General features: G+C 37.5%; 21 protein-coding genes. 15 read left to right on the top strand and 6 right to left on the bottom strand.

Going from position 1 to position 24,155, the window contains the following annotated elements; translation table 11 throughout:
* Nucleotides 1–6 precede the first annotated feature (6 nt).
* The 3 genes from EWU22_RS01555 to EWU22_RS01545 form a co-directional block, all read right to left on the bottom strand.
* Entirely contained in the window at nt 7–642 is a 636-nt protein-coding gene (locus tag EWU22_RS01555; protein ID WP_130924131.1) for a 3-keto-disaccharide hydrolase, read from the bottom strand.
* 171 nt (nt 643–813) lie between these two features.
* The gene (locus EWU22_RS01550; RefSeq protein ID WP_130924130.1) at nt 814–2,304 is read right to left on the bottom strand and encodes a nucleoside hydrolase-like domain-containing protein; all 1,491 of its coding nucleotides are present in this window, start codon (nt 2,302–2,304) and stop codon (nt 814–816) included.
* Between the two features lie 114 nt (nt 2,305–2,418).
* Nucleotides 2,419–3,483, bottom strand: a complete 1,065-nt coding sequence (locus tag EWU22_RS01545) for a DUF3500 domain-containing protein (RefSeq protein WP_130924129.1) — start codon at nt 3,481–3,483, stop codon at nt 2,419–2,421.
* A 116-nt stretch (nt 3,484–3,599) separates the two neighbouring features.
* On the opposite strand from EWU22_RS01545, the gene EWU22_RS01540 reads away from it, so the two are divergent.
* Together EWU22_RS01540 and EWU22_RS01535 are read left to right on the top strand one after the other, a co-directional pair.
* On the top strand, nt 3,600–4,046 hold the full coding sequence (locus EWU22_RS01540; protein WP_109325468.1) for a DinB family protein: 447 nt from the start codon (nt 3,600–3,602) through the stop codon (nt 4,044–4,046).
* Nucleotides 4,046–4,510: a GNAT family N-acetyltransferase gene (locus EWU22_RS01535; RefSeq protein ID WP_130924128.1), complete on the top strand. Its 465-nt coding sequence runs from the start codon at nt 4,046–4,048 to the stop codon at nt 4,508–4,510. Before EWU22_RS01540 ends, EWU22_RS01535 begins: the two co-directional genes overlap by 1 nt.
* On the opposite strand, the gene EWU22_RS01530 is transcribed toward EWU22_RS01535, so the two are convergent.
* Together EWU22_RS01530 and EWU22_RS01525 are read right to left on the bottom strand one after the other, a co-directional pair.
* Nucleotides 4,507–4,908: a hypothetical protein gene (locus tag EWU22_RS01530; RefSeq protein ID WP_130924127.1), complete on the bottom strand. Its 402-nt coding sequence runs from the start codon at nt 4,906–4,908 to the stop codon at nt 4,507–4,509. The two genes, EWU22_RS01535 and EWU22_RS01530, sit on opposite strands and share 4 nt — an antisense overlap.
* Nucleotides 4,909–4,918: 10 nt before the next feature.
* Nucleotides 4,919–5,893 (bottom strand): glycoside hydrolase family 43 protein, encoded by a 975-nt coding sequence (locus tag EWU22_RS01525; RefSeq protein ID WP_130924126.1) that lies wholly within the window; start codon nt 5,891–5,893, stop codon nt 4,919–4,921.
* 423 nt (nt 5,894–6,316) lie between these two features.
* Between EWU22_RS01525 and EWU22_RS01520 the strand changes: the two genes are divergently transcribed.
* From EWU22_RS01520 to EWU22_RS01460, 13 genes are all read left to right on the top strand, one after another.
* Nucleotides 6,317–9,349 (top strand): SusC/RagA family TonB-linked outer membrane protein, encoded by a 3,033-nt coding sequence (locus EWU22_RS01520; protein ID WP_130924125.1) that lies wholly within the window; start codon nt 6,317–6,319, stop codon nt 9,347–9,349.
* 36 nt (nt 9,350–9,385) lie between these two features.
* The gene (locus EWU22_RS01515; protein WP_130924124.1) at nt 9,386–10,723 is read left to right on the top strand and encodes a RagB/SusD family nutrient uptake outer membrane protein; all 1,338 of its coding nucleotides are present in this window, start codon (nt 9,386–9,388) and stop codon (nt 10,721–10,723) included.
* Between the two features lie 52 nt (nt 10,724–10,775).
* Nucleotides 10,776–12,113: a DoxX family protein gene (locus tag EWU22_RS01510; RefSeq protein WP_130924123.1), complete on the top strand. Its 1,338-nt coding sequence runs from the start codon at nt 10,776–10,778 to the stop codon at nt 12,111–12,113.
* 19 nt (nt 12,114–12,132) lie between these two features.
* Nucleotides 12,133–13,737: a hypothetical protein gene (locus EWU22_RS01505; protein WP_130924122.1), complete on the top strand. Its 1,605-nt coding sequence runs from the start codon at nt 12,133–12,135 to the stop codon at nt 13,735–13,737.
* A gap of 5 nt (nt 13,738–13,742) precedes the next feature.
* Nucleotides 13,743–14,324 carry a c-type cytochrome gene (locus EWU22_RS01500; protein WP_130924121.1) on the top strand — a complete coding sequence of 194 codons (582 nt, stop codon included), beginning with the start codon at nt 13,743–13,745 and terminating at the stop codon, nt 14,322–14,324.
* Between the two features lies 1 nt (nt 14,325).
* Complete coding sequence (gene soxC, locus EWU22_RS01495) at nt 14,326–15,564, top strand: sulfite dehydrogenase (RefSeq protein WP_130924120.1); 1,239 nt, start codon at nt 14,326–14,328, stop codon at nt 15,562–15,564.
* The gene (locus tag EWU22_RS01490; RefSeq protein ID WP_130924119.1) at nt 15,564–17,000 is read left to right on the top strand and encodes a phytoene desaturase family protein; all 1,437 of its coding nucleotides are present in this window, start codon (nt 15,564–15,566) and stop codon (nt 16,998–17,000) included. The genes soxC and EWU22_RS01490 overlap by 1 nt, the downstream gene beginning before the upstream one ends.
* Nucleotides 17,001–17,031: 31 nt before the next feature.
* Nucleotides 17,032–18,291, top strand: a complete 1,260-nt coding sequence (locus EWU22_RS01485; RefSeq protein WP_130924118.1) for a YeiH family protein — start codon at nt 17,032–17,034, stop codon at nt 18,289–18,291.
* Between the two features lie 51 nt (nt 18,292–18,342).
* On the top strand, nt 18,343–18,795 hold the full coding sequence (locus EWU22_RS01480; protein WP_130924117.1) for a nuclear transport factor 2 family protein: 453 nt from the start codon (nt 18,343–18,345) through the stop codon (nt 18,793–18,795).
* A gap of 6 nt (nt 18,796–18,801) precedes the next feature.
* On the top strand, nt 18,802–19,965 hold the full coding sequence (locus EWU22_RS01475) for a chromate transporter (RefSeq protein ID WP_130924412.1): 1,164 nt from the start codon (nt 18,802–18,804) through the stop codon (nt 19,963–19,965).
* Between the two features lie 207 nt (nt 19,966–20,172).
* On the top strand, nt 20,173–20,901 hold the full coding sequence (locus EWU22_RS01470) for a superoxide dismutase (RefSeq protein ID WP_130924116.1): 729 nt from the start codon (nt 20,173–20,175) through the stop codon (nt 20,899–20,901).
* Between the two features lie 84 nt (nt 20,902–20,985).
* Nucleotides 20,986–21,987, top strand: coding sequence for a ThuA domain-containing protein (locus tag EWU22_RS01465; RefSeq protein WP_130924115.1), 1,002 nt, complete (start codon nt 20,986–20,988; stop codon nt 21,985–21,987).
* Nucleotides 21,988–21,994: 7 nt separating this feature from the next.
* Nucleotides 21,995–22,873 (top strand): alpha/beta hydrolase, encoded by an 879-nt coding sequence (locus tag EWU22_RS01460; protein ID WP_130924114.1) that lies wholly within the window; start codon nt 21,995–21,997, stop codon nt 22,871–22,873.
* Here EWU22_RS01460 and EWU22_RS01455 read toward each other — a convergent pair.
* Complete coding sequence (locus tag EWU22_RS01455) at nt 22,870–24,024, bottom strand: substrate-binding domain-containing protein (RefSeq protein WP_130924113.1); 1,155 nt, start codon at nt 24,022–24,024, stop codon at nt 22,870–22,872. The two genes, EWU22_RS01460 and EWU22_RS01455, sit on opposite strands and share 4 nt — an antisense overlap.
* Nucleotides 24,025–24,155: the final 131 nt, after the last annotated feature.

The following is a 24,155-nucleotide window of genomic DNA, read 5'->3' as shown; positions in this document are numbered from 1 at the left end:
ATTGTTTTAAGGTAATTCCTGAATCATAATATCTTTTACTGCGACTTGTGCCTTTCCTCCGCCATGAATTTGTATACCTATTAATCCTGATTGAGGAATGGAGGCATCCATTTCAGTATAATCCACACTCATGTGACCGTTGATGTATAATCGGATTTGATTGTTAATCGCTTTTATTTCATACTCATTCCAATCGTTGAATTTGATCCAAGTCAGCACTTCTTGGTCATTGGGTTTTACAAGTGTTTTATTTCTTCTTGATTCATCATAGAGACTCGCCCAATAATCTTTTCCAAAATCCGCTTGATATCCAATCATTTCATAGGCAGGATTGCTTAGTCGTTTACTGCGAAATTGAACCCCGGAATTAATAAAACCTTGGTTACCCGTCAGCTTGATTTTGAGTTTAAGTATAAAATTGGAATAAATTTTTTGGGTGCACAGGAAGTCATTGTGCGGAACGGTATTTTCTAATGATCCACCAATAATCATACCTTTTTCAATCCGCCAGGTATGTAGGGTATCACCTTCCCAGCCTCGGAATGTTTTTCCATCAAATAGGGAGATGTGTTTAGGACTTTGTGCAAAACAAAGAGGAATGCAGACAAAAGATAGGAATCCTATCCAGATCAATGATTTCATGGAGGGTAAGGAATCATATTGACCCTTAGACTTTTACCTTAGTCAGGATGCGTAGATTCATTTTTAGGTTTAGCTTAATTCTAATCTCAATATAAGAGAAAAAATCATAGCTTAAACCTAAACAAGCCCAATAATGTGCTATTTATTATTGAAACCGTGCAAAATTTGATGTTAAAGAATATTTACCACGACGCGGCGATATCCAGTAAGGGCCGGAGTACCACTGTCTTTTCCCTCAATAACCACATGGTAGGACTCTCCAGATTTCGCGGTATCAGGTATTTTGACTAGGGCTTTATTTCCTGAAATTTGGATGTCTGCTGCACCGCTTCCAGCTTCTTTGTAAGGCCAAGCCGTAAGTGTAACGGCATTTTTATCTGGGTCTACGGCTAATAAATTTAGGGTAATATTTTGGCCTGCTTTGGCATAGATCTTCATCCCTTCTCTCACGGTAATTTGAGGAGCATGATTCGCCTCTTTAAAGCTTTTTATGCACCAGTCGGCCCGAGCAGCGAAATCTTGTTGAAGGGCGATCAGCCAACGAGTTTGAGCATAATTAATATCCATTTTACCTAATTCTGGATTGAAATCAGCGGCGTCATCATTGTCTTCATATCGGTAAGGATTATCCTTTGCTTGAGCAAATCGACCACCCCAACCACCATAAGATGGGTTATTTAAATTGTTTAGGCCCACATCCACTAAATGTAAAAATGCGGGAGAATCTCCTTCGGAAATGAAATCATAAGGTACAAAGCTACCCCATTGAGCATTTTTTAATTTGTTGGGATCTCCGTGAATATGCTCATCATCTCCTGCTTGTTTTTGACCATCGCCATATGCATAATACATTTTTAATAATGGACCGTGATTCAAGATGATGTTAGCCGACATATAAGGTCCTTCAAAATAGGGCTGTGCGACTTTGGGCATGATTCTTTTCCAAGGATAAGCAAAACTTCCAAACTGATGGGCATTATAAAATACTCGGATTTTTGGCCAGTGCAGACCTATGTATTTTTTATAGGTTGCATCTTGGTCCATAACCGTATAGATGATGGCTTTTTTCGATATTTTTTCTTGAATGATGGGCCAATCTTTTTGTTTGGAATAAGCTTCTTCGATGGATTTTAATGCACGAGCGATGGTGTTTGTACCTCCCCACGCTTGTAAAAAAATAGGTTGGGGATCATTGTCTAATAATTTAGCTTTTATCCATTCGGAACCTGGTGTGATTTGATCCATTTCTCCTTCAAAATCAATGTTTCCAACTTTCACTAAACTGTTTAAGTAGGCTGGACTTGGATATGTTTTTGAATTCTGACTTAGTTTTGGATAAACTTCTCCATATGCTTTCAGTAAATCTTGAATCCAGTTGACGCCCGGCCAGCGAAGGTCAGTTTTAGCTCCATACATTTTCTTGGTCATGTCCATTTCTGAAGTAAACAAAGTGCCTTTTCCATCACCTTTATAGTGCCACATGGAGCTGGAGTAAATTAAGCCTTCTAAGTGAAATTCATTCGAGTACAATAGCATACGGATGAAAGTGTCCACATCATCAATTTCTCCATCAGTTGTGACAATGGTTCTAGGTAAATTCTCTTTAGCAAAAATGGGGGAGAATATCCCTAAGGATAGAATTAATAAGAAGATTTTTCTCATGGTTAGATAGTAATTTAATCAGGGCAAAAGAAGGTTTTGTACCTATTTAGGCCTCGCAATATAGGATTAAATAAGAAATATTACTTGTAAACATAAATAGCATTGTCCATTTAATCAATGTTTAGATTCAAGGTAGTGCATTTTTAATAAGTCTGCACCAAAGTCATTCCCTTTCTCACGTAAAATGGCGTGTATGTGGTTCCCATCATTTTGGAATCCAACATTGTCATATTCAATTAAGAAATCTGGCCCGTTGATGATGTAATAATGCGACTTATTATTTTCTAAACTGCCTACCCATGCAAAATGGATTTTATCCATTCCTGTCGCAGCAATTTTGTCCATCATTTGATGTGATTTTTCATGTTCAAAATTATGGACGTATTCTTGTATCAACATTTTTAATACAGCTTTTTGGGCATCCGTGAATTCTTTAACAGCGATGCCATAATAGGAGTCTATGCGTTGTTGACTATTGGGATTGGTGATGATGTCTTTAGGAACAGCTTGTTGTAAGATGGCCTTCGATTTTTGTGCATCTGAGAGCATATTAATCAACATAAAACCGTAATCTTCTTCTTTGCTTAACACACGTAAACCCGCATATTTGGATGATTTCACTTCGGAAGGATCAGTGCCAATGAAATAGGGCGACATGCTTATTTTTTTACCATCAGAAGTTAGGCTGAGTGCCATGTGGTGACCACCGAAATTCATTCCCCAAGGTGCATCACCGGGTGTACCAAAAATGGAAATGTAATAATTACCATGTGCCCAATTTAATTTTTGCATTTGGGTTAAGAACTCTTTTTTGATTTCACCCTTATCGTATGCTTCTTGATATAAGGTGTTCAAAATGTCGTCCAGCTGCATGATGCTAGTGGTTTTTAAATAGCCTTGAGAACTTAATAAAGCACTTAATACACGGTGAAAAGCTAGTCTGCTTTTGTCGGAAAGCGAGCCATATTGAATGCCGGGCCTTGGAACCATACCCACAGGTAAATTGGTCCATTTTTTTCTTAAACTATCTTGAAATGAATAGTTCACTTTTTTGAGTTCATCCTGATTTAGGGTGGCTAAAAAGGCATTGGCGGCCTGATGAATGCGCGTGCTATTTTGTGAAAATAGGCTCAATGGTAAAATTAGAGCAATTAATAGGTAGATTGATCTTGTTTTCATGGTAAGGAATTTTGTTAAAAGTATTCATTTTTAATGAACATACTAATGCTTTGATCTTCATTTTAGCTTTCAATTTTATTCTATATTTGACATCCACTTATTTCAATAAACAAAATATGCTGACAGAAGATTTGTTAAAATTATTTTCACGAGATCTAAATCGCTTAAAAAGTGAAATCTCTCAATATCAGAATGAAGCTAATTTATGGAAAGTAGATGGGGCTATTTCCAACTCAGCAGGCAATTTATGCTTGCATTTGATAGGAAATTTACAAACGTATTTTGGTTCTGTTTATGGAAACACTGGCTATGTGAGAGATAGAGAAAAGGAGTTTTCGGATAAGGCCGTTCCTAGGGAGCAATTACTTGATATGATAGAACAAACAGAGCAAATGTTGAAACAAGTGTTTCCAAGGATTACACAAGAGCAATTGGAGGATGATTACCCGATGGAAGTTTTTGACCATTCCATGAAATCAGCCTATTTTTTTGTTCACTTGGCCGTTCATTTGGGCTATCACTTGGGTCAAATAAATTATCATCGCCGTTTATTAGATACATAATGAGTCAAATTCGTATTTCAAATTTTGAGCCAGCCTATCGAGATGCCATTCGAAAGTTAAATTACGAGTGGTTGGAAAAGTATTTTAAGCTGGAAGAGATAGATCGGGAGGTTTTATCCAAACCAGAGGAAGTAATTTTAGCTCCTGGAGGACAAATATTTTATGCTTGGTATGAGGATCAAATTGTAGGAACGGTTTCTTTAATGAAGTTGGAAGAAAGCGTTTTTGAGTTAACCAAAATGGCGGTATCAGAAAAATTTCAAGGCTTAGGTATTGGCAAATTATTGATGGAATACACCTTAGATTTTGCTAAAAATGCAGGGATTAGGCAGATTATTATTTATTCCAATCGACGATTGGAAAGAGCGGTGGATATGTACCGTAAATTTGGTTTTGTGGAAATGGATTTAGGCCCTGTTATTTACCAAAGAGCTGATATCAAAATGCGGTTGGATATGAGCTAATGAGGAATTTTCTCTAAAGCTATTCGTAAACTAATTAGAGTCAACACCAGGGTGATGGGAGTGAAAATGAAGCGTTCCATGGAGTTCAGTGCCTGCGAATTTCCTAAAGTGTTCAAGAAAAATAGGAAAGGAATGAGCCAAATTACATAGTCTGTTAATTTCGCAATTTTGAAGAAAATCCAACGCGCTTTTATGGCAATGATTAGCGCCATGAAGACTAAGATGATGAGGGAAATGGATTCCATTTTGATTAGCTCATGTGGACTTTGTATGCGGCCACCCCATACTACATCTGGAGCTATGATGCCAGCCATGACCAATAAATGAAACAGAATGGCTAAAAAAATGAATCCCAAAAAGATTTGAACAGAAAGCTTAAATGAGATCCATTTTTTCATCAGTATAACATCATTTGATTTTTTGTGCTTTTACTCCTTCAAAACTAAGTTTTACGGGTAAAATATCCCCCTTACTATCAAAATACATGGGCTCTATACAAGTCACCCGGTGATTTCTATCTGTTTCATCCAAGGGTCTTCGGTGGTAAACGATATACCACAGATCCGTATGAGGTACTTGAATGACGGAATGATGCCCAGCACCTGTAGCCACTTGTGGGTCTTGTTTTAAGATTTTTTCTTTTCTTTCAAATGGCCCAAAAGGACTATCCGCAACGGCATAGGCCACTGAATAATTTGGACCAGTCCAGCCACCTTCACTCCACATGAAATAGTATTTATTATTTCGGATAAACATGATAGGGCCTTCTACATAACCACTCGGAGTGATTTCCTTAAACAGGTTACCATCTTCAAAAGGGATGATGGACTTAAAATCAGGACTTAAGCGCGCTATGTTGCAATGCTTCCATCCACCATAAATGATGTAGTATTGACCATCTTTATCTTTAAATACAAATTGATCGATAGGCTGGGCACCATGTTGAAATTGACTGATCAATGGCTTACCAATTAAATCTTTAAATGGCCCTTGAGGCTTTTCTGCCACAGCTACCCCAATACCGCCAAGTTCTTGATTACTTTGTATGTCATTGGCTCCAAAAAACAGGTAGTATTTTTTGTCTTTTTGAACAATGGCAGGAGCCCACATGGCTTTTTTCGCCCATTTGATAGCTGATGTATCCACGATTTTAGCATGCTTTTTCCATGTTATGAGATCCTTAGAAGAAAAGGCATCGAAGTATACCTGCTTTTGATACACATCTGAGTAGGTAGGGTATATCCAATATTCCTTATTGAAAATGGTGGCTTCGGGATCCGCATACCAACCAGGGAAGAGGGGATTTCCTGAAGTTTTTTGTTGAGAAAAAACAGGATTGGTTAAAGAAAGCAATAGAATTGAAAAAATATAAAAGTTTTTCATAGTGAACATGGACAAGTTGTAAGGCTGTTGGATTAAGATGAACGCATATTTTTAAATTACTGATAATCAATGCATTGTGATGCATTATTTTTTAATAATGATTTTTATTAATTCCATTTACATCGCTTGTTTGGTATAGTGAGAAAGGGATCAATTACTAAATAATGAAAAAATAATTTGTATTTAATTAAGGACTCCCTTAGTTTTGCCTATTAATCTACTTAATTGGTAGTCTTTATATATTATCATGTTTAACTTACTAAATACACTCACTCCATGAAAAACTTCTGCTGTTCATGTTAAAAAAATGCCAATCTGCTGCAACAGATTGGCTGGCTTAAAAAACAAGCTCATCGCGAAATGAAAATTCAAGACTCAGGGAGTTTTGAACCACTTATTTTTTACTTAAACCAATACAAAGTAATGAAAAAAAATTATTTAATATTTTTTCTTTTTCTACTCACGTACAGTTCAATTGCCCAAAATGCCCCATTAATCAATGCAACCTTGGAGGGCAAAGTGATAGATCAAAAGACTAAAGAAGCTATAATCGGAGCTTCTGTTTCTATTAAAGGAACAACCAATGGCGGATTGACAGATGCCGACGGAAAATTTTATTTAAAAACGGGTCAAAAGCTACCTTTTGTTTTAGTGGTAGGTTTTGTAGGCTATACTCGACAAGAGTTTGTAGCCAATACGAGTAAAGTAACCATAGAATTGCTTCCCAATGATACCGAGCTCAGTGAAATAGTTGTGGTAGGATATGGTACCCAAGAAAGGAAAAACTTGATTGGATCCATTACTAAAATTAACCCAGCTGGAGTTAGTAATATTCCAGTAGGAAGTTTTGATGCACAATTACAGGGGAAAGTTCCTGGCGTGCAAATTTCTTCACCAACAGGCGTACCCGGTGAAACGGTGAATGTGCGGGTAAGAGGGGCAACATCCATTAATGCGGACAATGACCCACTATATGTAGTGGATGGTGTATTTATCAATAGTAATAGTCTTCAGACCATAGGTACTGGAGGTAAGGCTACTTCTCCAATTTCGGACATTAATCCAGCTGATATTCAAAGTGTTGAAGTTTTGAAAGATGCGGAGGCAACGGCATTATATGGCTCTAGAGGAGCAAATGGAGTTATTTTAATTACTACCAAAAGAGGCGAGTTTGAGCAAGCAGCCAAAATCCATGTCAATGCTAGTTTTGGTCAGGCGAAAGCTGCGAAACTCTGGGAATTAACGACCGGACCAGAACATGCTCAATTAGTGAATGAGTGGTGGATAAATACAGGGATTCTAGATCCTTCCCTGAAAAGAACTGCTGCCAATAGACCTTTTAGACCAGTGGCAGATGGAGGCAGAGGCTTACCTTCCGAACAAAAGACCTATGATCGATTAAGTGAAGCATTTCGTACCGCTACGCTTCAGAACTATGATATTTCTTTGTCAGGAGGTACCAAAACCACTAAGTATTACATTGGGGGAGGCTTCAATTCACAAGAATCCATTTTGAAACCAATCACTTTTGAAAGACAAAGTTTCAAAGTCAATTTAGACCAGAAAGTAAATGATGTTTTACAAGTTGGAGTGAGCAATACCTTCACAAGAACATATCGGAACCAAGCCAGAGCGGGTGATGGACCGCAAGGAGGGGTATTACAAGCGGCATTGCATACACCAACCTACTTATCTCCATACAATGAAACGGGGGAACTAGTTGGAAGAGCTGGATTTGATAATTTGACTTTATTGCTCAATAATTATGATGTCAATTCCTCCAGTTTAAGGTATATCGGTAATTTATATGCGGAGGCTTATTTATTACCCAATTTGAAATTCAGAACCAGCTTTGGAGCGGACTATAATAATTATGATGAATCAGAATATTGGAATACCTTTTTACTATTAGGAGCACAAGGCGGCTTGGCCACCTCTTCCATCAGTCAGTTTACGACTTTACTTAACGAACAAACCTTGACGTATCGGCAGAAGTTTGGTTTAGATCACAATTTTGGGGTTTTAATTGGCAATACTTTACAAAGTGATGTATTAAATAGAACCTATGCTGAAGGACGTGGATTTGCTAATAATGCCTTTACTGTTATTTCTTCAGCTGCCAATAGAACAAGTACTCAAAGCTGGAGTAAAAGTAATTTAGCCTCCTTTTTTGCGCGTGTTGACTATGGTTACCAAGGTAAATATTTAGTTGATTTTAGCATTCGTACTGATGGATCTTCTCGCTTTGGTTCGGATCAAAAATGGGGGTATTTTCCTTCTCTTGGGACTGCTTGGAGAATCAATCAAGAGGACTTTTTAAAAGATGTAGGATTTATCAAAGACCTGAAATTACGAGCAAGTTATGGTCAGATTGGGAACCAAAATGGCATTGGAAACTTCGCTGCCCAAGGGCTTTGGACAGGTGGGGCTCCCTACCAAGGAAATCCAGGAATTGCCCCGCAGCAATTAGCTAATCCGGATTTGAAATGGGAAAAAACGAGTCAGTTTAATATAGGTTTAGACGCTTCACTATTTAATGGAAGGCTATCATTTGAACTAAATTATTACGATAAATATACCAAAGATGGATTGTTACAATTAGCTCTTCCTAGTACTTCTGGTTTTTCTAATTATTGGAGCAATGTAGCTGAAATTAGCAATAAAGGATTTGAGTTTAGTATTCAATCGGTCAACTATCAGTCGAAAGAATTTAGCTGGACTAGCGAATTTAATATCGCTCAGAATATTAATAAAATAGAGAAGTTGTCTAATCCATTAAACTATGGTAGTCGCGATTTGATTTTACAAAAAGAGGGATATCCCTTGTATTCATTCTGGGTATATAAACAGCTATATGTTGATTCAAAAACGGGAGATGCAGTGTATGAAGATGTCAATAAAGACGGAAAAATCACGGTTGCAGATCGTCAAATTATAGGAAGTATCTGGCCTGCCTTCTTTGGAGGATTAACCAATACTGTTCAATACAAAGGCTTTGAATTAGCTGCATTTTTATCCTTCCAATATGGGAATAAGGTATACAATCACAATAAATTTTTTGGTGAAGGTGGTGGAGCAAGGGATGCCGCGCGAGTGATTTTTGCTAGTAATAATGCCCGCTGGCAAAAAGAAGGAGATATCACCGATGTTCCTAAACCCGATGGCGTCAATGTCAATAATTACCGCGACGGGGGCAGTCGCTGGTTGGAAGATGGTTCATTCTTGCGATTGAGATCCTTGAATATTGCTTACAATTTGCCTAAAAAAATAGCTTCTAAATTGGGAGCGGAAGCCTTGAAAATTTATGTGAATGGCACCAATTTATTTCTCATCTCCAACTATTCAGGTTTAGATCCAGAATCCAGCGCTAGCAGTGATCAAAATGCGCAAGGAATAGATTTGGGTACACCTCCTCAGCCAAGAAGCTATCAAGTAGGTGTTAGTCTAACATTTTAGTCGGAGATATTTTTCAACACAAAACATTCGAAATATATGAAACTTACAAAATACATCATTGGAGCCAGTTTAGTTATTTCTCTTGGGTCCTGCTCTGATTATTTGGATGTGCAACCTTTGGAATCCATTTCTGATACAAAAACTATTTTTGATAAAACTTCATCAGAAACAGCGATTAGAGGGGTTTATTCTGCCTTGGCAGATGGAAATTATTATGGTACCACTTTTCAATCCATAGGATATTTATCAGGAGATAATATTCAGTGGACTGGGTCACAGTCGCAAGTACAGGAGTTTATCAATAAAAAAGTAAATGCAGAAAACTCGACCATTTCTGGTGCATGGACTGCTATTTATCGGACAGTCAATCGGGCAAATAATGTCATTTCCAAAGTGCCTTTAGTGAGTGATCCATTATTGACAGATGCACTAAAAAATCAAATTATTGGGGAGGCCTATTTCATTCGTGCACTTTCCTATTTTGATTTAGCGAGAACTTGGGGAGGGGTACCTTTGATTACCAAACCTACCTCTAGTCCTTTGGAAAATTCGGGTATTGCGCGCAGTACGCAAGCCGAAATTTATGCTCAAGTATTGAAGGATTTAGATATCGCTGAACCGCTATTACCGCTAACTACCGATCGTTTTAGAGCGACGAGAAAAACGGTTTGGGCCTTAAAATCCCGTCTGTATTTATATCAAAAAGATTGGGCTAAAGCAGAAGATTATGCAACTCGGTTGATTTCAGATAGCAATTATAAATTGTTGAAACCATTTAGCTCATTTTTTGCCAATGAAGCGAGAGGAACACAAGAATCTATTTTTGAACTATTTTACAGTAGTACGGAGACAAATACGCATCGTGGTCAATGGCAACCTCAAACGAATGGAGGGACACGCCAATGGGCTCCTAATGATGCGCTAGTAGCTTTATTAAATGACCCTAAAATTGGAGGAGGAAGAAGTACTTTAATTGCTAAGGATAATCAGAATCGATGGTATGGGAATTTGTATTATCGTACGCCAGCTACGGATCCAAGTTATATTTTTAGAATCGCAGAATTGTACCTGATTCGATCAGAAGCACGAGCTAATTTGAATAAACTGACGGATGCATTAACTGATCTAAATGCCATCAAAGATCGGGCAGCTATTGCATTAAGTTTGGCCTCCAGTAAGGAAAGTATTTTATTGGAAATAGAAAATGAAAGAAGGCTTGAATTCGCCTTAGAACCACACCGTTGGTTTGATGTCGTAAGAACAGGTAGAGCAGCCGAAGTATTTAAGGTAACGGATGTTAATCGTCTTGTTTTACCTATTCCATCGAATGAATTATTGAGAGACCAAGCGCTAATTCAAAATCCAGGATATTAACCCATCAAAGGCATCATGGTCAAATATGATGCCTTGATTAATTTTAAAAGATATGTCAAATACACTAAATTCTCCAGGAGAATGGTCGTCTAAAGAAAAATTATTTTTTAGGTTTTTTGCCATTTTATTTGTCCTTATTTCTATTCCTTTATCTACTGAATTTTATCGTCATTTATTTCAAATAAATTACTTGAATTTACAGTTAAACGATTTGTTTTATTTAACAAGGTATTACCCTAAATTTTCAACTGGAAGTGACTGGGTAACATGGTTTATTATAGCCTTATTGTCGTTTAACGGTGCATTTTTATGGGATAAATGGTATACCAAAGAAGTTAATTATTCAAGGTTATTTTATTGGGTAAGAGCTATAGTTCGATATCGATTAGCATTAGGTTTAATTGGCTATGCATTTTTGAAAATATTTACCTTACAAGCACCCCTTCCGTCATTAAGTAATTTGAATACAAATTATGGTGATTTTACAGCTTGGAAATTATTTTCTTTAAGTCTTGGTGTTGTACCTAATTATCAATCATTTTTAGGCTTTGTTGAGCTAGCTGGTGCCATCCTTTTATTAAATCGAAAAACAGCTACCATTGGGACATTTATTATATTGCCATTTATCGGAAATGTGGCCGTTTCAAATATTGCCTATGAAGGTGGAGAGTTCTTTTATGCCTTTTATTTGATCATTTTAGCCTTATTTGTTTTTGCATTTGATGCCATTCGTTTGTTTCAATTAATTAGTTTAGAAAAGGTCACTTTAGCGAATGATTATCAACCTAATTTTTCCCCAAAAACGAAGATTAATTTAGGCTTAATTAAGGCACTATTTATTTTAATTTTTATTGGAATTTATGGATTTAAAAGTTACTCATTATTTCAGCATGGGGGCTATCAATTTTCCTCAAAAAATGGAATTCCCAATGCAGAAGGATTATATGTGGTAAAACAATTTAAATGGAATAACCATGAAATTCCATATTCTACTACTGATGCTATTCGATGGCAAAATGTCGTATTCGAAAAGTGGAATACACTTAGTATTAAATCGGCTACATTAACGTCCATCCAAGATGCCAAATCAGAAGAAATTTTTTCAAATGATGGATCTCGTGCTTATGAATATTCTGAGACTCAAGGACGCCATTATTATTCTTATGAGGTAGATTCTTCCAAGGCTTCTATTTTACTGCAAAATAGAAATGAGAAGTATGTCAATGATCGATTCAATTTACGTATTCAACGCGTCAACGATTCAACATTGGTACTCCAAGGAGTTAATGCTAATCAAGATTCCGTGTATGCTGTGTTGTCAAAAATCAACAAGAAATACTTGATTTGGGAAGCTAAAAAAGCTGGTAGAAGAAGTGCGTTGAAATTGTAATATGTTAAACTTAAGAATGATGTCAACTAATAAAATAAATACTGAAAATTTGTCGGATGAGCGCGCTTGGCCAACCTGGCAGCTTGTTGCTTTTCGAATTGCTTTTGTGTTTTTTATTTCCATGACAATTCCCAATAGAATTGACTGGTATAAGGACCTATTTACGTTTGATTATTTGAATTTACATTATCGCGACTTATATGACATAGCACGTTTTGGGAGTGGAATTAATTTCTTTGGAAACAAGATTTTTGGATCAACTTTGCAAGGGTATGCTATTTGGGTAATTACCTTTATTTTCTCGGTAGTAATTGCCATAATTTGGTCGATCGTTTCCTACGTTCGAAAATCAGAAGTTAAACATTATGATACCTTGTTTTATTGGCTAAATGTTGTTGTTCGTTACCGAGCAGCCATAGGTATCATTGGTTTTGGTTTTACCAAATTGACGCCCACCCAATTACCTTATCCTTCTTGGGGTTTATTGAATACAGATTTTGGTGATTTAACATTGCAAAAAATCTATTGGCTTTCCATTGGCATTGTGCCTTTGTATGAAGTCTTTACAGGGATTGTCGAAGTATTAGCGGGTGCTTTACTCTTTTTTAGAAAAACGGTTTTCTGGGGTGCAGTTTTACTTTTTGGAGCATTAGCGGACATTGTTTATGTCAACTTTGCCTATGATGGTGGAGTGCATGTTTATAGCTCCTATTTTGTGTTATTTTCTGCCTTCTTATTGCTTCCATATATCCCCAAAATTTATGGATTATTGATTCAAGAAAAATTAACGCTTCCTTTCATTCAAACACCTTCTTTAACAAAAAAATGGCAAGAAACAGGTCGAATTATACTCAAATACAGCACTATAATTATATTTCTCCCTGTGTTTACTTATTTGTCGATTGTGAATTTTATCTATGACCCATATAAGCAGCCATCTATTAAAGGGCTAAGTCAATTAAGAGGAAATTATCATGTCACTAGTTTTCGATTAAACAATCAGGAAATCCCCTATTCTCCATTGGATACAACGCGTTGGCAACAAGCTACATTCGAGAAGTGGACAACCCTGACTTTTAAAGTTAATAAACCCGTTGAGTTGGATTTGTCCAATGGAGGAGGAGCGCCGATGAGGGATATTAGTCGAACTTTTGAATTAACAGGTGTAGCTGGGGGCCAACGTGTGTTTTATTATGAAGCCGATACCGTTCAACAGGTATTATATCTTCAAGATAAAAACTTAGGAAATAGAAATCAGGAGAACGAGGGTTTTGCATTGACCAATGAAAAATCAAAGAAAAAAGGTGCTGAAAAAAGGATCAATAAAGAAGCGAAAAATGAATCATGGATTCCTGAAAATGCACGTAAAAATATAGGAGATGAAATATATAAAATAGATCCCATTGCTTGGACAAATCGACGCATCAAAGGCATTAAAGCAGAGAAAAAGCGGAACCCGAAAAGAGAAAAATTAGTGCTTCATTATGATGTTCAGCAAGGAGGGAATCGAGTAATCTTATCAGGAATTAATGCCCAGAAAGATTCTATTTATGTGGTTTTAGATCGATATTCTAAAAACTATGCTTTGAGTATAAGTACTTTAGAATCAGGTAAATACGATTAATACTTATGAAGAAATATGGCGTCAATGTTGCTTTTGTTTTCACCTTATTGGTGATTTTAAGCTCATTTGAACATGCAGGCAATTCATCCAAACTAGAAATAGCTAATGACTCTATCCCAACTAGTTTTGGGATAGGTCGTATAGCTACTCAGAAGGAAATAGACTTATTGGATATTGCGATTAGGCCAGATGGGAAAGGATTGCCAAAAGGAACGGGCCTAGTTTCTTACGGCAGACAGATTTTTGATACTAAATGTGTGGTATGCCATGGTGCAGGGGGAATTGGAGGTGTCTCTGGTTCATTGGTTACGAATAAAACATCAACCAAAAGAAGAGAAAAAACGATTGGGAATTATTGGCCTTATGCCACTACCGTATTTGACTACATACGTAGAGCTATGCCATTCAATGAACCTGGTTCACTGACGAATGAAGAAGTATATCATTTGACTGCATTCTTACTGCATGCCAATGGAATCATTGACTCTACAACAAAAATTACATCCAAAAGTCTTCCTGCCATACAAATGCCTGCCAAGAATTTATTTTTGATGGATGATAGAAAGGGAGGGTTAGAAGTTAAATAAAATGGAAAAATTCATAGAAATTTCACAAAAGGGGAACCACCCTATTTCTCGTCGAAAGCTCCTAGGAGGTATGGCCACTGCAGCTGTAGCGATCGTTCAAACGGCAAATGGACAAGTCATTCAAAAATCCATTAGTCAATCGGATATCGATCCTACTAAAAAAGTTGGGCTTGGTCCTGGAGAAATTGGAAGTAGATCTCTTTTTGTAAAATCGGTTAAGAAACCTTCCGAAATTTCTTCTCGGTCTCCTTTACAAGATTTTTATGGGATGATAACTCCTTCGGATTTACATTTTGAGCGCCATCATGCAGGAGTGCCCGTGATTGATCCCTCCAAACATGAATTATTAATTCATGGATTAGTTAAAAAGCCCATGATTTTTACTGTGGCAGATTTGAAGAGATTTCCATCTGTTTCTCGCATTGCTTTTTTGGAATGTTCTGGGAATTTTAGAGGGGGGAAGGAGCAATTAAGTCCACAAGAAATTTGTGGGTTAACGAGTCAAAGTGAATGGACAGGAGTGAAATTATCCACTATTTTTAATGAAGTAGGAGTAAAACCCAATGCTACTTGGTTTTTGGCTGAGGGAGGAGATGCGGCTGTCATGACACGGAGTATCCCCATTAAAAAGGGATGGGATGATGCCATCATAGCCTATGCTCAAAATGGAGAAGTCCTTCGGCCAGAACAAGGATATCCTATTCGACTTTTTTTACCAGGTTGGGAAGGGAATACCAATGTTAAATGGCTACGAAGAATAGAATTATCAGATCAAGCATTTTATACTAGGGAGGAAACGTCTAAATATACCGAACCTATCAAAGACGGGAAATACCGCATTTTCAGTTTTGATATGGATGCGCGATCTATTATTACGTTTCCTTCTTTTCCGCAAAAAATTGAAAAAGGCTGGATTGAAATTAGAGGTTTGGCCTGGTCAGGACGAGGTAAAGTGGTTCAAGTAGAAGTGAGTGTAGATGCTGGGAAAAGCTGGCATTTGGCACAATTAAATCCTCCTATTTTGGATAAAGCCCACGTCCATTTTAGGTACTTATGGAATTGGAAAGGAGATGAAACAGAAATACTAAGTCGAGTTACCGATGAAACGGGATATCTTCAACCGACTTTAAAACAATTGTATCAAGCGAGAGGTAATGAGGGTGGTTATCACATGAATCCGATTACTGCTTGGCAGATTAAAAGAGATGGAAATGTGTTGTTTAAAGTAGAATCAAATTGATGAAAAATAGAAGTACAGAATATGATGCTATTGTAGTAGGTTCAGGTCCAAATGGATTGGCCTCAGCCATTTATTTGCAACAAAAAGGACTCTCTGTACTAATGGTCGAGGCAAAAGATAGCATTGGAGGAGGTTTAAGAACCGAGGAAATCACCTTACCGGGGTTTAAACATGATATTTGTTCTGCCATTCATCCCTTGGCTGCAGCATCCCCATTTTTTAAGACACTCCCTTTACAAGATCATGGCCTGACATTTATTCAACCCATTTATTCTGCAGCTCACCCATTAGCGAATGGTGATAGTGCTGTTTTGGCGCCATCATTGGAATTGACAGCGCATAAATTAGGCTATGACGGGGAGAATTATAGGGATTTAATTCAACCTTTTATAAGTCACTGGGAAAGTCTTTTGGCTGATATTTTGGCACCATTGCATGTCCCTAATCAACCGATAAATTTGGCTAAGTTTGGATTGAAAGCGATGCAACCAGCTTCTTGGTTAGTTGAGAAGTTTGAGACTGAAAAGGCAAAAGCTTTGTGGGCAGGAATGGCGGCCCATTCCATACAACCTCTTCAAAATTGGGCGACTTCTGCCATAGGTTTAGTTTTAATGACAGCAGCACATAAAGAAGGCTGGCTAATCCCCAAAGGAGGTTCAAGTAACATAGCCAAGGCATTATCGTCTTACTTTCTTTCTTTAGGAGGAAAGATTGAAACGAATTTCTATGTGAAATCTTTAAACCAGTTACCATCTGCCAAAGCTATTTTATTTGATTTAACTCCCCGACAAATTCTAGGCATTGCGGGTCATCGCTTTTCTAGTATTTACCGATGGCAATTAGAAAAATACCGCTATGGAATGGGTGTTTTTAAAATTGATTGGGCAATAGAAGGACAGGTTCCTTTTGAGTCCAAGGAAGCGAGGTTAGCGGGAACTGTACATCTTGGAAATACTTGGTCAGAAATAACTCAATCCGAGTTAGATACTTCTAAAGGAAAGCAGGTAGAACAGCCATTTGTGCTTTTGGCACAACAAAGTTTGTTTGATCGTTCTCGGGCGCCAGAAGGTAAAAATGCCGTTTGGGCATATTGCCACGTTCCACACGGCTCTACCAAAGATATGACGGAGATAATCGAAAAGCAGGTAGAACGATTTGCCCCAGGTTTTCGAGAAAGGATTTTGGCGAAACATAGCTTTAATACAGCTCAATTAGAATCCTATAATGCGAATTATATCGGAGGAGATATTAACGGAGGAATCATCGATCTAGCACAGCTTTTTACCCGTCCCGCACTTCGATCATCGCCTTACAGAACATCAACGAAAGGACTATATATTTGCTCATCTTCCAGTCCTCCTGGAGGTGGAGTACACGGTATGTGCGGTTATCATGCTGCTGAAAGAGCCTATAAAGATTTGTTTATCAATGCTTAATTAATTTAATTTATCCCCAATCTATACAACTATGTCAAACAACAAAACGTCATTTAGCTTAACAGAAGACTGGACCGTCGTGGTCTTTGGATTTTTAATTATCGCCCTAGCCCTATTCGGAATAAAAATACCAAGTCCCGTTTTTGCTTGGGAAAACTCAGCAGAACTATTGGAAAAAGTAGTAAACGCTGATAATTTATTGAATGTAGGAAAATTGTTTTTGTGGGTTTATGCCATTGCTATTTTAGCTACCAAAGCCTTGGGGAAAGACGTATCAGCCACCATCAAAGGTTTTCCCATCGTCTTTATTTTAACGACTTTGGCACTTATACTGGCTGGTAATTCTTTTCTCAAAAATTGGAATTTAGAAGCGGTTATTTTCAGCTTAACTATTGGTTTAATTATCAGTAATTTTTCTACAATTCCTGATTGGTTAAGAGATTCATTATCAACGGAATTATTTGTTAAAATAGGATTAGTTTTATTAGGTACCAGCATCATTTTTGGAGATATTTTAAAGGCAGGATCTTTGGGATTGATTCAAGCACTTTTGGTGGTAGTTTCTGTTTGGTATTTTGCATTTTGGGTCTCTAAAAAATTAGGGATTGACGAAGAAATGGCCATCATGATATCCAGTGCCGTTTCTATTTGTGGTGTTTCTGCAGCCATAGCTACAGCAGGCGCTATTAAAGGAGATTCCAAGAAACTTTCTTATGTGATATCCATCGTCCTAATTACTGCCATACCCATGATTATTTTTATGCCGATCATCGCTAAAGCCTTAGGTTTATCTGAAGCAGTAACGGGTGCATGGTTGGGAGGTACTATTGATACGACAGGTGCAGTTATTGCTTCTGGTTCATTGATAGGAGAGGAGGCCTTGAAAATTAGTACGATTGTCAAATTTTCACAAAATGTTCTGTTAGGTTTAGCAGCATTTGGGATTTCTATCTATTGGACTTATACTAATAATCAGTCAGAAGTAGCCAAAGAATCCAAGCCAACTTTAGGGATCATTTGGGAGCGTTTTCCCAAATTTGTCATCGGTTTTGTAGCGGCATCCTTGTTGTTTTCATTCGTCATTTCTGGTGAAGTTATTTCGGAAGTAAAAGGCAGTTTAAAATCTCTTCAAGGCTTGTGGTTTGCACTTGCATTTACCAGCATTGGCTTAGAGACTAAGTTTGCTGATTTATTTAGTAGCGAAGGGAAAAAACCTTTGTATGCCTTTCTTATTGCACAAGGATTTAATGTGTTTGTAACCTTGGGTATTGCATATTTCTTATTTAAATAGACGATTAAGCTCAAGACTTATTGGGCTTATTTTTCTAGGAATTCATAACCTATGAAAACTCTTTTTTGCGGTTTCTTTTTCATGGCAATTTGTTGGACTTCTTTTGGACAACAAGGAAAATCGACGGAATTATTCCAACGAATTGCCCATCTTGATAGTGCCATGTTTCAAGCTTATAATCAGCGAGATACGCCCACATTTAAACAATACTTTACATCGGATTTGGAGTGGTTTCAGGATAATGGAGGTTTGCTTCATTATGAAACAGTGATCGCTAATTTTCAAAATATATTTAATCGGGATTATGTATTAACTCGAAAATTAGTTCCGGGCACCTTAGAGGTTCATCCCATTAAAGATTATGGGGCGATACATATTGGCCGACATACCTTTTCTCATATAGAAAATGGGAAATTAGAAGTAGGAGAATTTAAGTTTTTGATGATTTGGAAAAATGATCAGGGAAATTGGAAAATATCTAGAGTTGTAAGTTATGATCACTAAACTTTGATGGAAGAAAAAGCACATTATTCTTTATGGCAAATGAGTACCTATTTCCTCCATTTAGGTACAACTGGTTTCGGTGGCCCTGTGGCATTGGTGGAGTATATGAGACGGGACTTAGTTGAAAGTAAACAATGGATTTCCGAAGAAGAATTTAAGCAAGGTCTCGCCTTGGCTCAATTGGCACCAGGACCACTTGCAGCACAGCTAGCTATTTATTTAGGTTTTGTACATTATCGGTACTGGGGGGCAACATTAGCGGGTATCGCCTTTGTCATTCCTTCTTTTATCATGGTGGTTTTATTGGGAATGGCCTATCAAGCTTTTGGTGGTTTATCTTGGATGCAAGCCATTTTTTATGGTGTGGGTGCTGCGGTCATTGGGATTATTTTTTTGAGTAGTTATAAATTAACGACCAAAACCATTGGATCTATTGATCGGACTTCATTGCAGAAAAACACATGGTTATGGTTATTCTTTTTGGTTGGGGCATTGATCACCTATATTACTCAAAAGGAAGATATACTCCTGTTTATTGGTATTGGGATTTTCTATATGTTGTTAAAAGCCCCTCCTAAAGGCTTGAATAGACAGTCCAATTCTTTTTTATTGGTTTCGTTGTTTTCATTTGAATATGATGCTCATGTACTTTGGAAAATGGCTCTGTTTTTTTTCAAAGCTGGGGCCTTTGTGTTTGGCAGTGGCCTAGCTATTGTTCCCTTTTTACAAAGTGGAGTAGTTCAAGAAAATCATTGGTTAACTGAGCAGCAGTTTTTGGATGCCGTAGCAGTGGCCATGATTACCCCCGGTCCAATCGTCGTAACCGTGGGATTTATAGGTTATTTGGTGGCTGGTTTCCCTGGCGCAGTTGTTGCTGCATTAGCTACATTTTTACCTTGTTATTTATTTACCATTTTACCGGCCCATCATTTCAAAAAAATAGCCAATAATGGATCCATTAAGGCATTTGTAGATGGGATTACCGCTGCGGTCGTTGGGGCATTGTTTGGAGCCGTCTTAGTAATTGCACAAAGAACATTATCAGATCTACTAAGCCTAGTTATTGCAGTATGTTCATTAATCGCTTTGGTGTATATTAAAAAGTTGAAAGAACCCTATTTATTGTTGTTGGCGGCTTTGGTAGGCATTTGTATCAAATTAGTCTTTTAATTATTTCTGATTTGATCTTTTACACGATTATTGATTGAAGATCATGAGGATCTAACTGGTTAAATTTGGGGAACATGGATAGCCTTTTTCTGTTATTTAAGAGAGAAAGAATATACCAAAGTATATCATTGGAAATATTTAATGCTATATTTCAAAAACAAAAGAGTCTATTGGATGGCTCATTTGAAACCACCAACTTAGAATCTCATGGATAGATCAGAATTCATTCAATCAGCAGCTCTATGGACAGCAGGTTCAGTTAGCTCAATTAATGCCACCTCATTTAATCAAAATTTGGTCAGTAATGACATGGATAAATTGGTGGATGCACAAGGGAATTATGTCCTTCAAAGCCTCCCTTATCAAGAAAGTTTTTTGGAACCCTACATGGATGCTGAGACTGTTCATTTGCACTATACTTTTCATCACGGAGGAGCAGTCAAAGGTGCCAACAAAGATCTACAAATGATCAAAAAAGCATTGGATGAGAATAATTTGGAAACCGTAGACTATTGGACAAAAAAATTAACGCTGCACTTTTCTTCTCACATTTTGCATTCTATTTTTTGGACTAATTTGACTAATAAAAAGTTAAGCCCTTCCGGTGATTTATTGGCCAGAATAGAGAAATCATTTGGAAGCCTAGATCGGATGTTAGCTCTTTTGGCAGAAACATCAAAAAACTTAGATGGAAATGGCTGGGGAATTTTAGCCTATCAACCATATTCAAATTCACTGGTTGTATTGCAATGTGAAAATCATGAAAAATTAACTCAATGGGGCTGTATTCCTTTATTGGTGATTGATGTTTGGGAGCACGCTTATTATTTGAAGTATAAAAACAAACGGGCAGATTTTGTTGATACCATGTTTCAAATCATCGATTGGGATAATGTGGCCCAGCGCTTAAGCAGTGCGTTGAAATTAACAAGATAGTGTGTTGAATTCTGACAGCAGTAAATATGGATGAACAACAATTTATGGTAAAGATGTAAATCGATTAAATTAATTAAATATTCAATGAAAAATTTAGCCAAGCCATTCCCTTTCTTGATTGCACTTATCTTTTTTTTGGTTTCAGGAAGAGAGCTAAGTTATGCCCTTGTTAAACCTGCCGCCAAGTCTAAAATCATCCGAACTCTGATTGTGGATGGGCAAAATAACCATGATCAATGGCCAAAAATCACCTTCATGATGAAGGATTTTTTAGAGCAATCCGGAAAATTTAAAGTAGATGTACAACGATCTCATTTTACTTGGAATGCCGCTGATTTGATTCCGAAGTACATGCTTCCAGGACTTGAAAATACCGTGGCATTACCCAAGTCTAAAGCAGATTCTAGTTTTCATCCCAAATTCTCCGACTACGATTTGGTCATTTGTAATTTTGGATGGAATGCAGCACCTTGGCCTGCAGAAACACAGGTGGATTTTGAGAAATTCATGAAAAAAGGAGGAGGTTTAGTGGTCATTCATGCCGCAGATAATTCCTTTCCTCAGTGGCCGGCGTACAATGAAATGATTGGTTTAGGAGGTTGGGGCGACCGTACCGAAAAAGATGGACCTTATGTATATTATGATTTGGAGGGGAAATTGGTCAAAGATACTCAAGCCGGAAGGGCTGGTTCGCATGGACCGCAAAAGGAATATCAAATAACGATTCGTAACGCAAATCACCCCATCACCAAAGGGATGCCTTTGACTTGGATGCACACCCAAGATGAAATGTATGATCGCCTACGAGGACCGGCAGTCAATATGGAAATTTTAGGTACCGCTTTTTCTGCGAAAGAAAATAGAGGGACTGGTCGACATGAGCCGATGTTGATTGTTACCCAATTTGGTAAAGGAAGAGTCTTTCATACACCCATGGGTCATGCTGATTATTCTGTTTCCTGTGTAGGTTTTATGACCACTTTATTAAGAGGAGCACAGTGGGTAGCTACGGGCAAAGTAGATATTCCCATTCCTTCAGACTTCCCGAAAGCAGATGTTTCATCTAAACGAGATTACACGAAATAGTCATCGGATGAAACGAATTCTATCTCTTTGTTTATGTTTTTCTTTAGGGGCGAATTTTGCCTTTTCTCAAGAAAGAATAGCCTTGTATTCGGGCAAAGCACCCGGTTCGGAGTCTTGGGATTGGAAAGAGACTGAAAGCAGCACCAATGGGTTTAATACTCGATTGGTATATAATGTGGTGGAGCCAAGTATTACAGCCTATTTTCCGGAGAAATCCAAAGCAAATGGGACATCGGTCATAGTAGCACCAGGTGGAGCTTTTCATATTTTATCGATCGACAGTGAAGGTATTGAAGTGGCCAAATGGTTGAATCAACGAGGAATTACGGCTTTTGTGTTAAAATACCGAGTTGTTCATATGCTTTCTAATGATCCTGTGAAAGAATTGAGTGCCAAGATGCAGGATTTTAACAAATTGGATGAAATCAATGCTCCAGTGGTAAAACTCGCTACCCAAGATGGATTAAAGGCGATGGAATATGTTCGACAACATGCCCATGCATGGGGATTGGACCCTCAAAAGATCGGGTTTATGGGCTTTTCTGCAGGTGGAACGTTAACCATGTCAGTGTTACAAACAGCCACGGACGACAATCGACCTAATTTTGTAGCTCCTATTTATTTATATAAAAAAGCAGTCTTAGGTACTCAAATTCCCAGTAAGCGAACCCCCATTTTTATTGCAGCGGCTAGTGATGATAATCTAGGATTAGCTTCTCATTCTGTCGAATTGTATTTGGATTGGCTAAAGGCAAAACAGCCTGTCGAATTGCACATGTATACCCAAGGGGGGCATGGGTTTGGTATGCGAAAAATGAATATGCCGTCTGATTATTGGACAGTGGATTTTGAACATTGGTTACGCTTTCACCAGTATATGCCTTAAGCTTTTTTCAAAGAAGACTTTCGAATGATTAATTGTCCTTGAACCAGGATATCTTTTTGTTGACTTGAATCTTTATGAGATATCACATCGAACAATAAACGAGCAGCCACTTCCCCAACTTTTTGAGGGAATAAATGAAAAACAGTCAAAGCAGGAGACACTATTTCTGCCAAGTATTCATCTCCAAAGCCTACGATTCCTAGTTGATTAGGAATATCAATCCCTCTTTCTTTAGAATATTGAATGATTTCTACCGCATTTAAATAATGTATGGCAAATATGGCATCTGGAGGTTCAGGTAATTGTTGCCATGCATCCAAACTAGCCAGAGCAAATTCTTTGCTAAAATCTCCATGTAAGATGTATTCAGGTCGAATGGCTAATCCATGTTTTTCTAAGGCATGTATATATCCTTCTTTTCTTTTTTGACTAATCAATAATTCAGGAGGTCCAGCTAAAATGGCAATACGTTGATAACCTTGTTGAATCAAATGTTCCACCAGTTGAAATGCCCCTTCAAAATCCTCTTGCCTAATTTTGGGAGTATCTACTTCGGTACAAATCCGATCAAAATGTACCATGGGTAATCCCTTGTCAAATAGATTTTTAATTTGGTTAAAGCGGGTAGTTTCTTTGGAATGAGAAATTAAAAGACCATCGACATGGCTAGCCAAAAGTCCTTGGATATTGGTCACTTCCGTTTCATAAGATTCATTGGACTGACAAATCATCACTCGATAGCCATGCTCATTGGCAATTTCTTGAATTCCAGATAAAACACCTGCAAAAAAGGGTCTTTTAATATTGGGAATAACAACTCCAATCGTTTTAGTTTCCCCTCGTTGGAAACCTTTGGCAAATAAATTGGGATTGTAGTCTAACTCCAAAGCTAATTTTTGGATAGCATCTCGGGTTTTTGGACTAATATCCGACTTATTGTTTAAGGCACGCGAAACAGTGGCAATGGAAACACCCATGATATTGGCAATGTCCTTAATCGTGGTATGAATTTGTTTTTGCGGAATGGACTTTTCTGAATGTTCTTGAGTAAAATGGAAATCACAAGTTTTGCAGTGGTAACGAACCTTCCCACGTATCATTCCTGCCCGAATGACAAAGGTATTGGTGGAGCATTTAGGACAGATTTCCAATTTTTTAATTTATGTTTAAAATTAGGTATAATATTTCAAAGAATTTCTTCACCTATCGGTAACGTTTACGATGACTAAATTTGATCCAAAACCCCTATATTAAGCTCAAATTAGGACATTTTCCTGATAAA

It is taken from the genome of Aquirufa nivalisilvae, assembly GCF_004307455.1.
GTDB classification, from domain to species: Bacteria; Bacteroidota; Bacteroidia; order Cytophagales; family Spirosomataceae; genus Aquirufa; species Aquirufa nivalisilvae.
The sequence above is the reverse complement of the archived record's forward strand: the minus strand, read 5'-3'. Positions and strand labels throughout refer to the sequence as shown.

Coding starts and splice junctions, on each gene's coding strand:
- EWU22_RS01555 (WP_130924131.1), bottom strand. CDS start 642: ATGAAATCATTGATCTGGATAGGATTCCTATCTTTTGTCTGCATTCCT.
- EWU22_RS01550 (WP_130924130.1), bottom strand. CDS start 2,304: ATGAGAAAAATCTTCTTATTAATTCTATCCTTAGGGATATTCTCCCCC.
- EWU22_RS01545 (WP_130924129.1), bottom strand. CDS start 3,483: ATGAAAACAAGATCAATCTACCTATTAATTGCTCTAATTTTACCATTG.
- EWU22_RS01540 (WP_109325468.1), top strand. CDS start 3,600: ATGCTGACAGAAGATTTGTTAAAATTATTTTCACGAGATCTAAATCGC.
- EWU22_RS01535 (WP_130924128.1), top strand. CDS start 4,046: ATGAGTCAAATTCGTATTTCAAATTTTGAGCCAGCCTATCGAGATGCC.
- EWU22_RS01530 (WP_130924127.1), bottom strand. CDS start 4,908: ATGAAAAAATGGATCTCATTTAAGCTTTCTGTTCAAATCTTTTTGGGA.
- EWU22_RS01525 (WP_130924126.1), bottom strand. CDS start 5,893: ATGAAAAACTTTTATATTTTTTCAATTCTATTGCTTTCTTTAACCAAT.
- EWU22_RS01520 (WP_130924125.1), top strand. CDS start 6,317: ATGAAAAAAAATTATTTAATATTTTTTCTTTTTCTACTCACGTACAGT.
- EWU22_RS01515 (WP_130924124.1), top strand. CDS start 9,386: ATGAAACTTACAAAATACATCATTGGAGCCAGTTTAGTTATTTCTCTT.
- EWU22_RS01510 (WP_130924123.1), top strand. CDS start 10,776: ATGTCAAATACACTAAATTCTCCAGGAGAATGGTCGTCTAAAGAAAAA.
- EWU22_RS01505 (WP_130924122.1), top strand. CDS start 12,133: ATGTCAACTAATAAAATAAATACTGAAAATTTGTCGGATGAGCGCGCT.
- EWU22_RS01500 (WP_130924121.1), top strand. CDS start 13,743: ATGAAGAAATATGGCGTCAATGTTGCTTTTGTTTTCACCTTATTGGTG.
- soxC (WP_130924120.1), top strand. CDS start 14,326: ATGGAAAAATTCATAGAAATTTCACAAAAGGGGAACCACCCTATTTCT.
- EWU22_RS01490 (WP_130924119.1), top strand. CDS start 15,564: ATGAAAAATAGAAGTACAGAATATGATGCTATTGTAGTAGGTTCAGGT.
- EWU22_RS01485 (WP_130924118.1), top strand. CDS start 17,032: ATGTCAAACAACAAAACGTCATTTAGCTTAACAGAAGACTGGACCGTC.
- EWU22_RS01480 (WP_130924117.1), top strand. CDS start 18,343: ATGAAAACTCTTTTTTGCGGTTTCTTTTTCATGGCAATTTGTTGGACT.
- EWU22_RS01475 (WP_130924412.1), top strand. CDS start 18,802: ATGGAAGAAAAAGCACATTATTCTTTATGGCAAATGAGTACCTATTTC.
- EWU22_RS01470 (WP_130924116.1), top strand. CDS start 20,173: ATGGATAGATCAGAATTCATTCAATCAGCAGCTCTATGGACAGCAGGT.
- EWU22_RS01465 (WP_130924115.1), top strand. CDS start 20,986: ATGAAAAATTTAGCCAAGCCATTCCCTTTCTTGATTGCACTTATCTTT.
- EWU22_RS01460 (WP_130924114.1), top strand. CDS start 21,995: ATGAAACGAATTCTATCTCTTTGTTTATGTTTTTCTTTAGGGGCGAAT.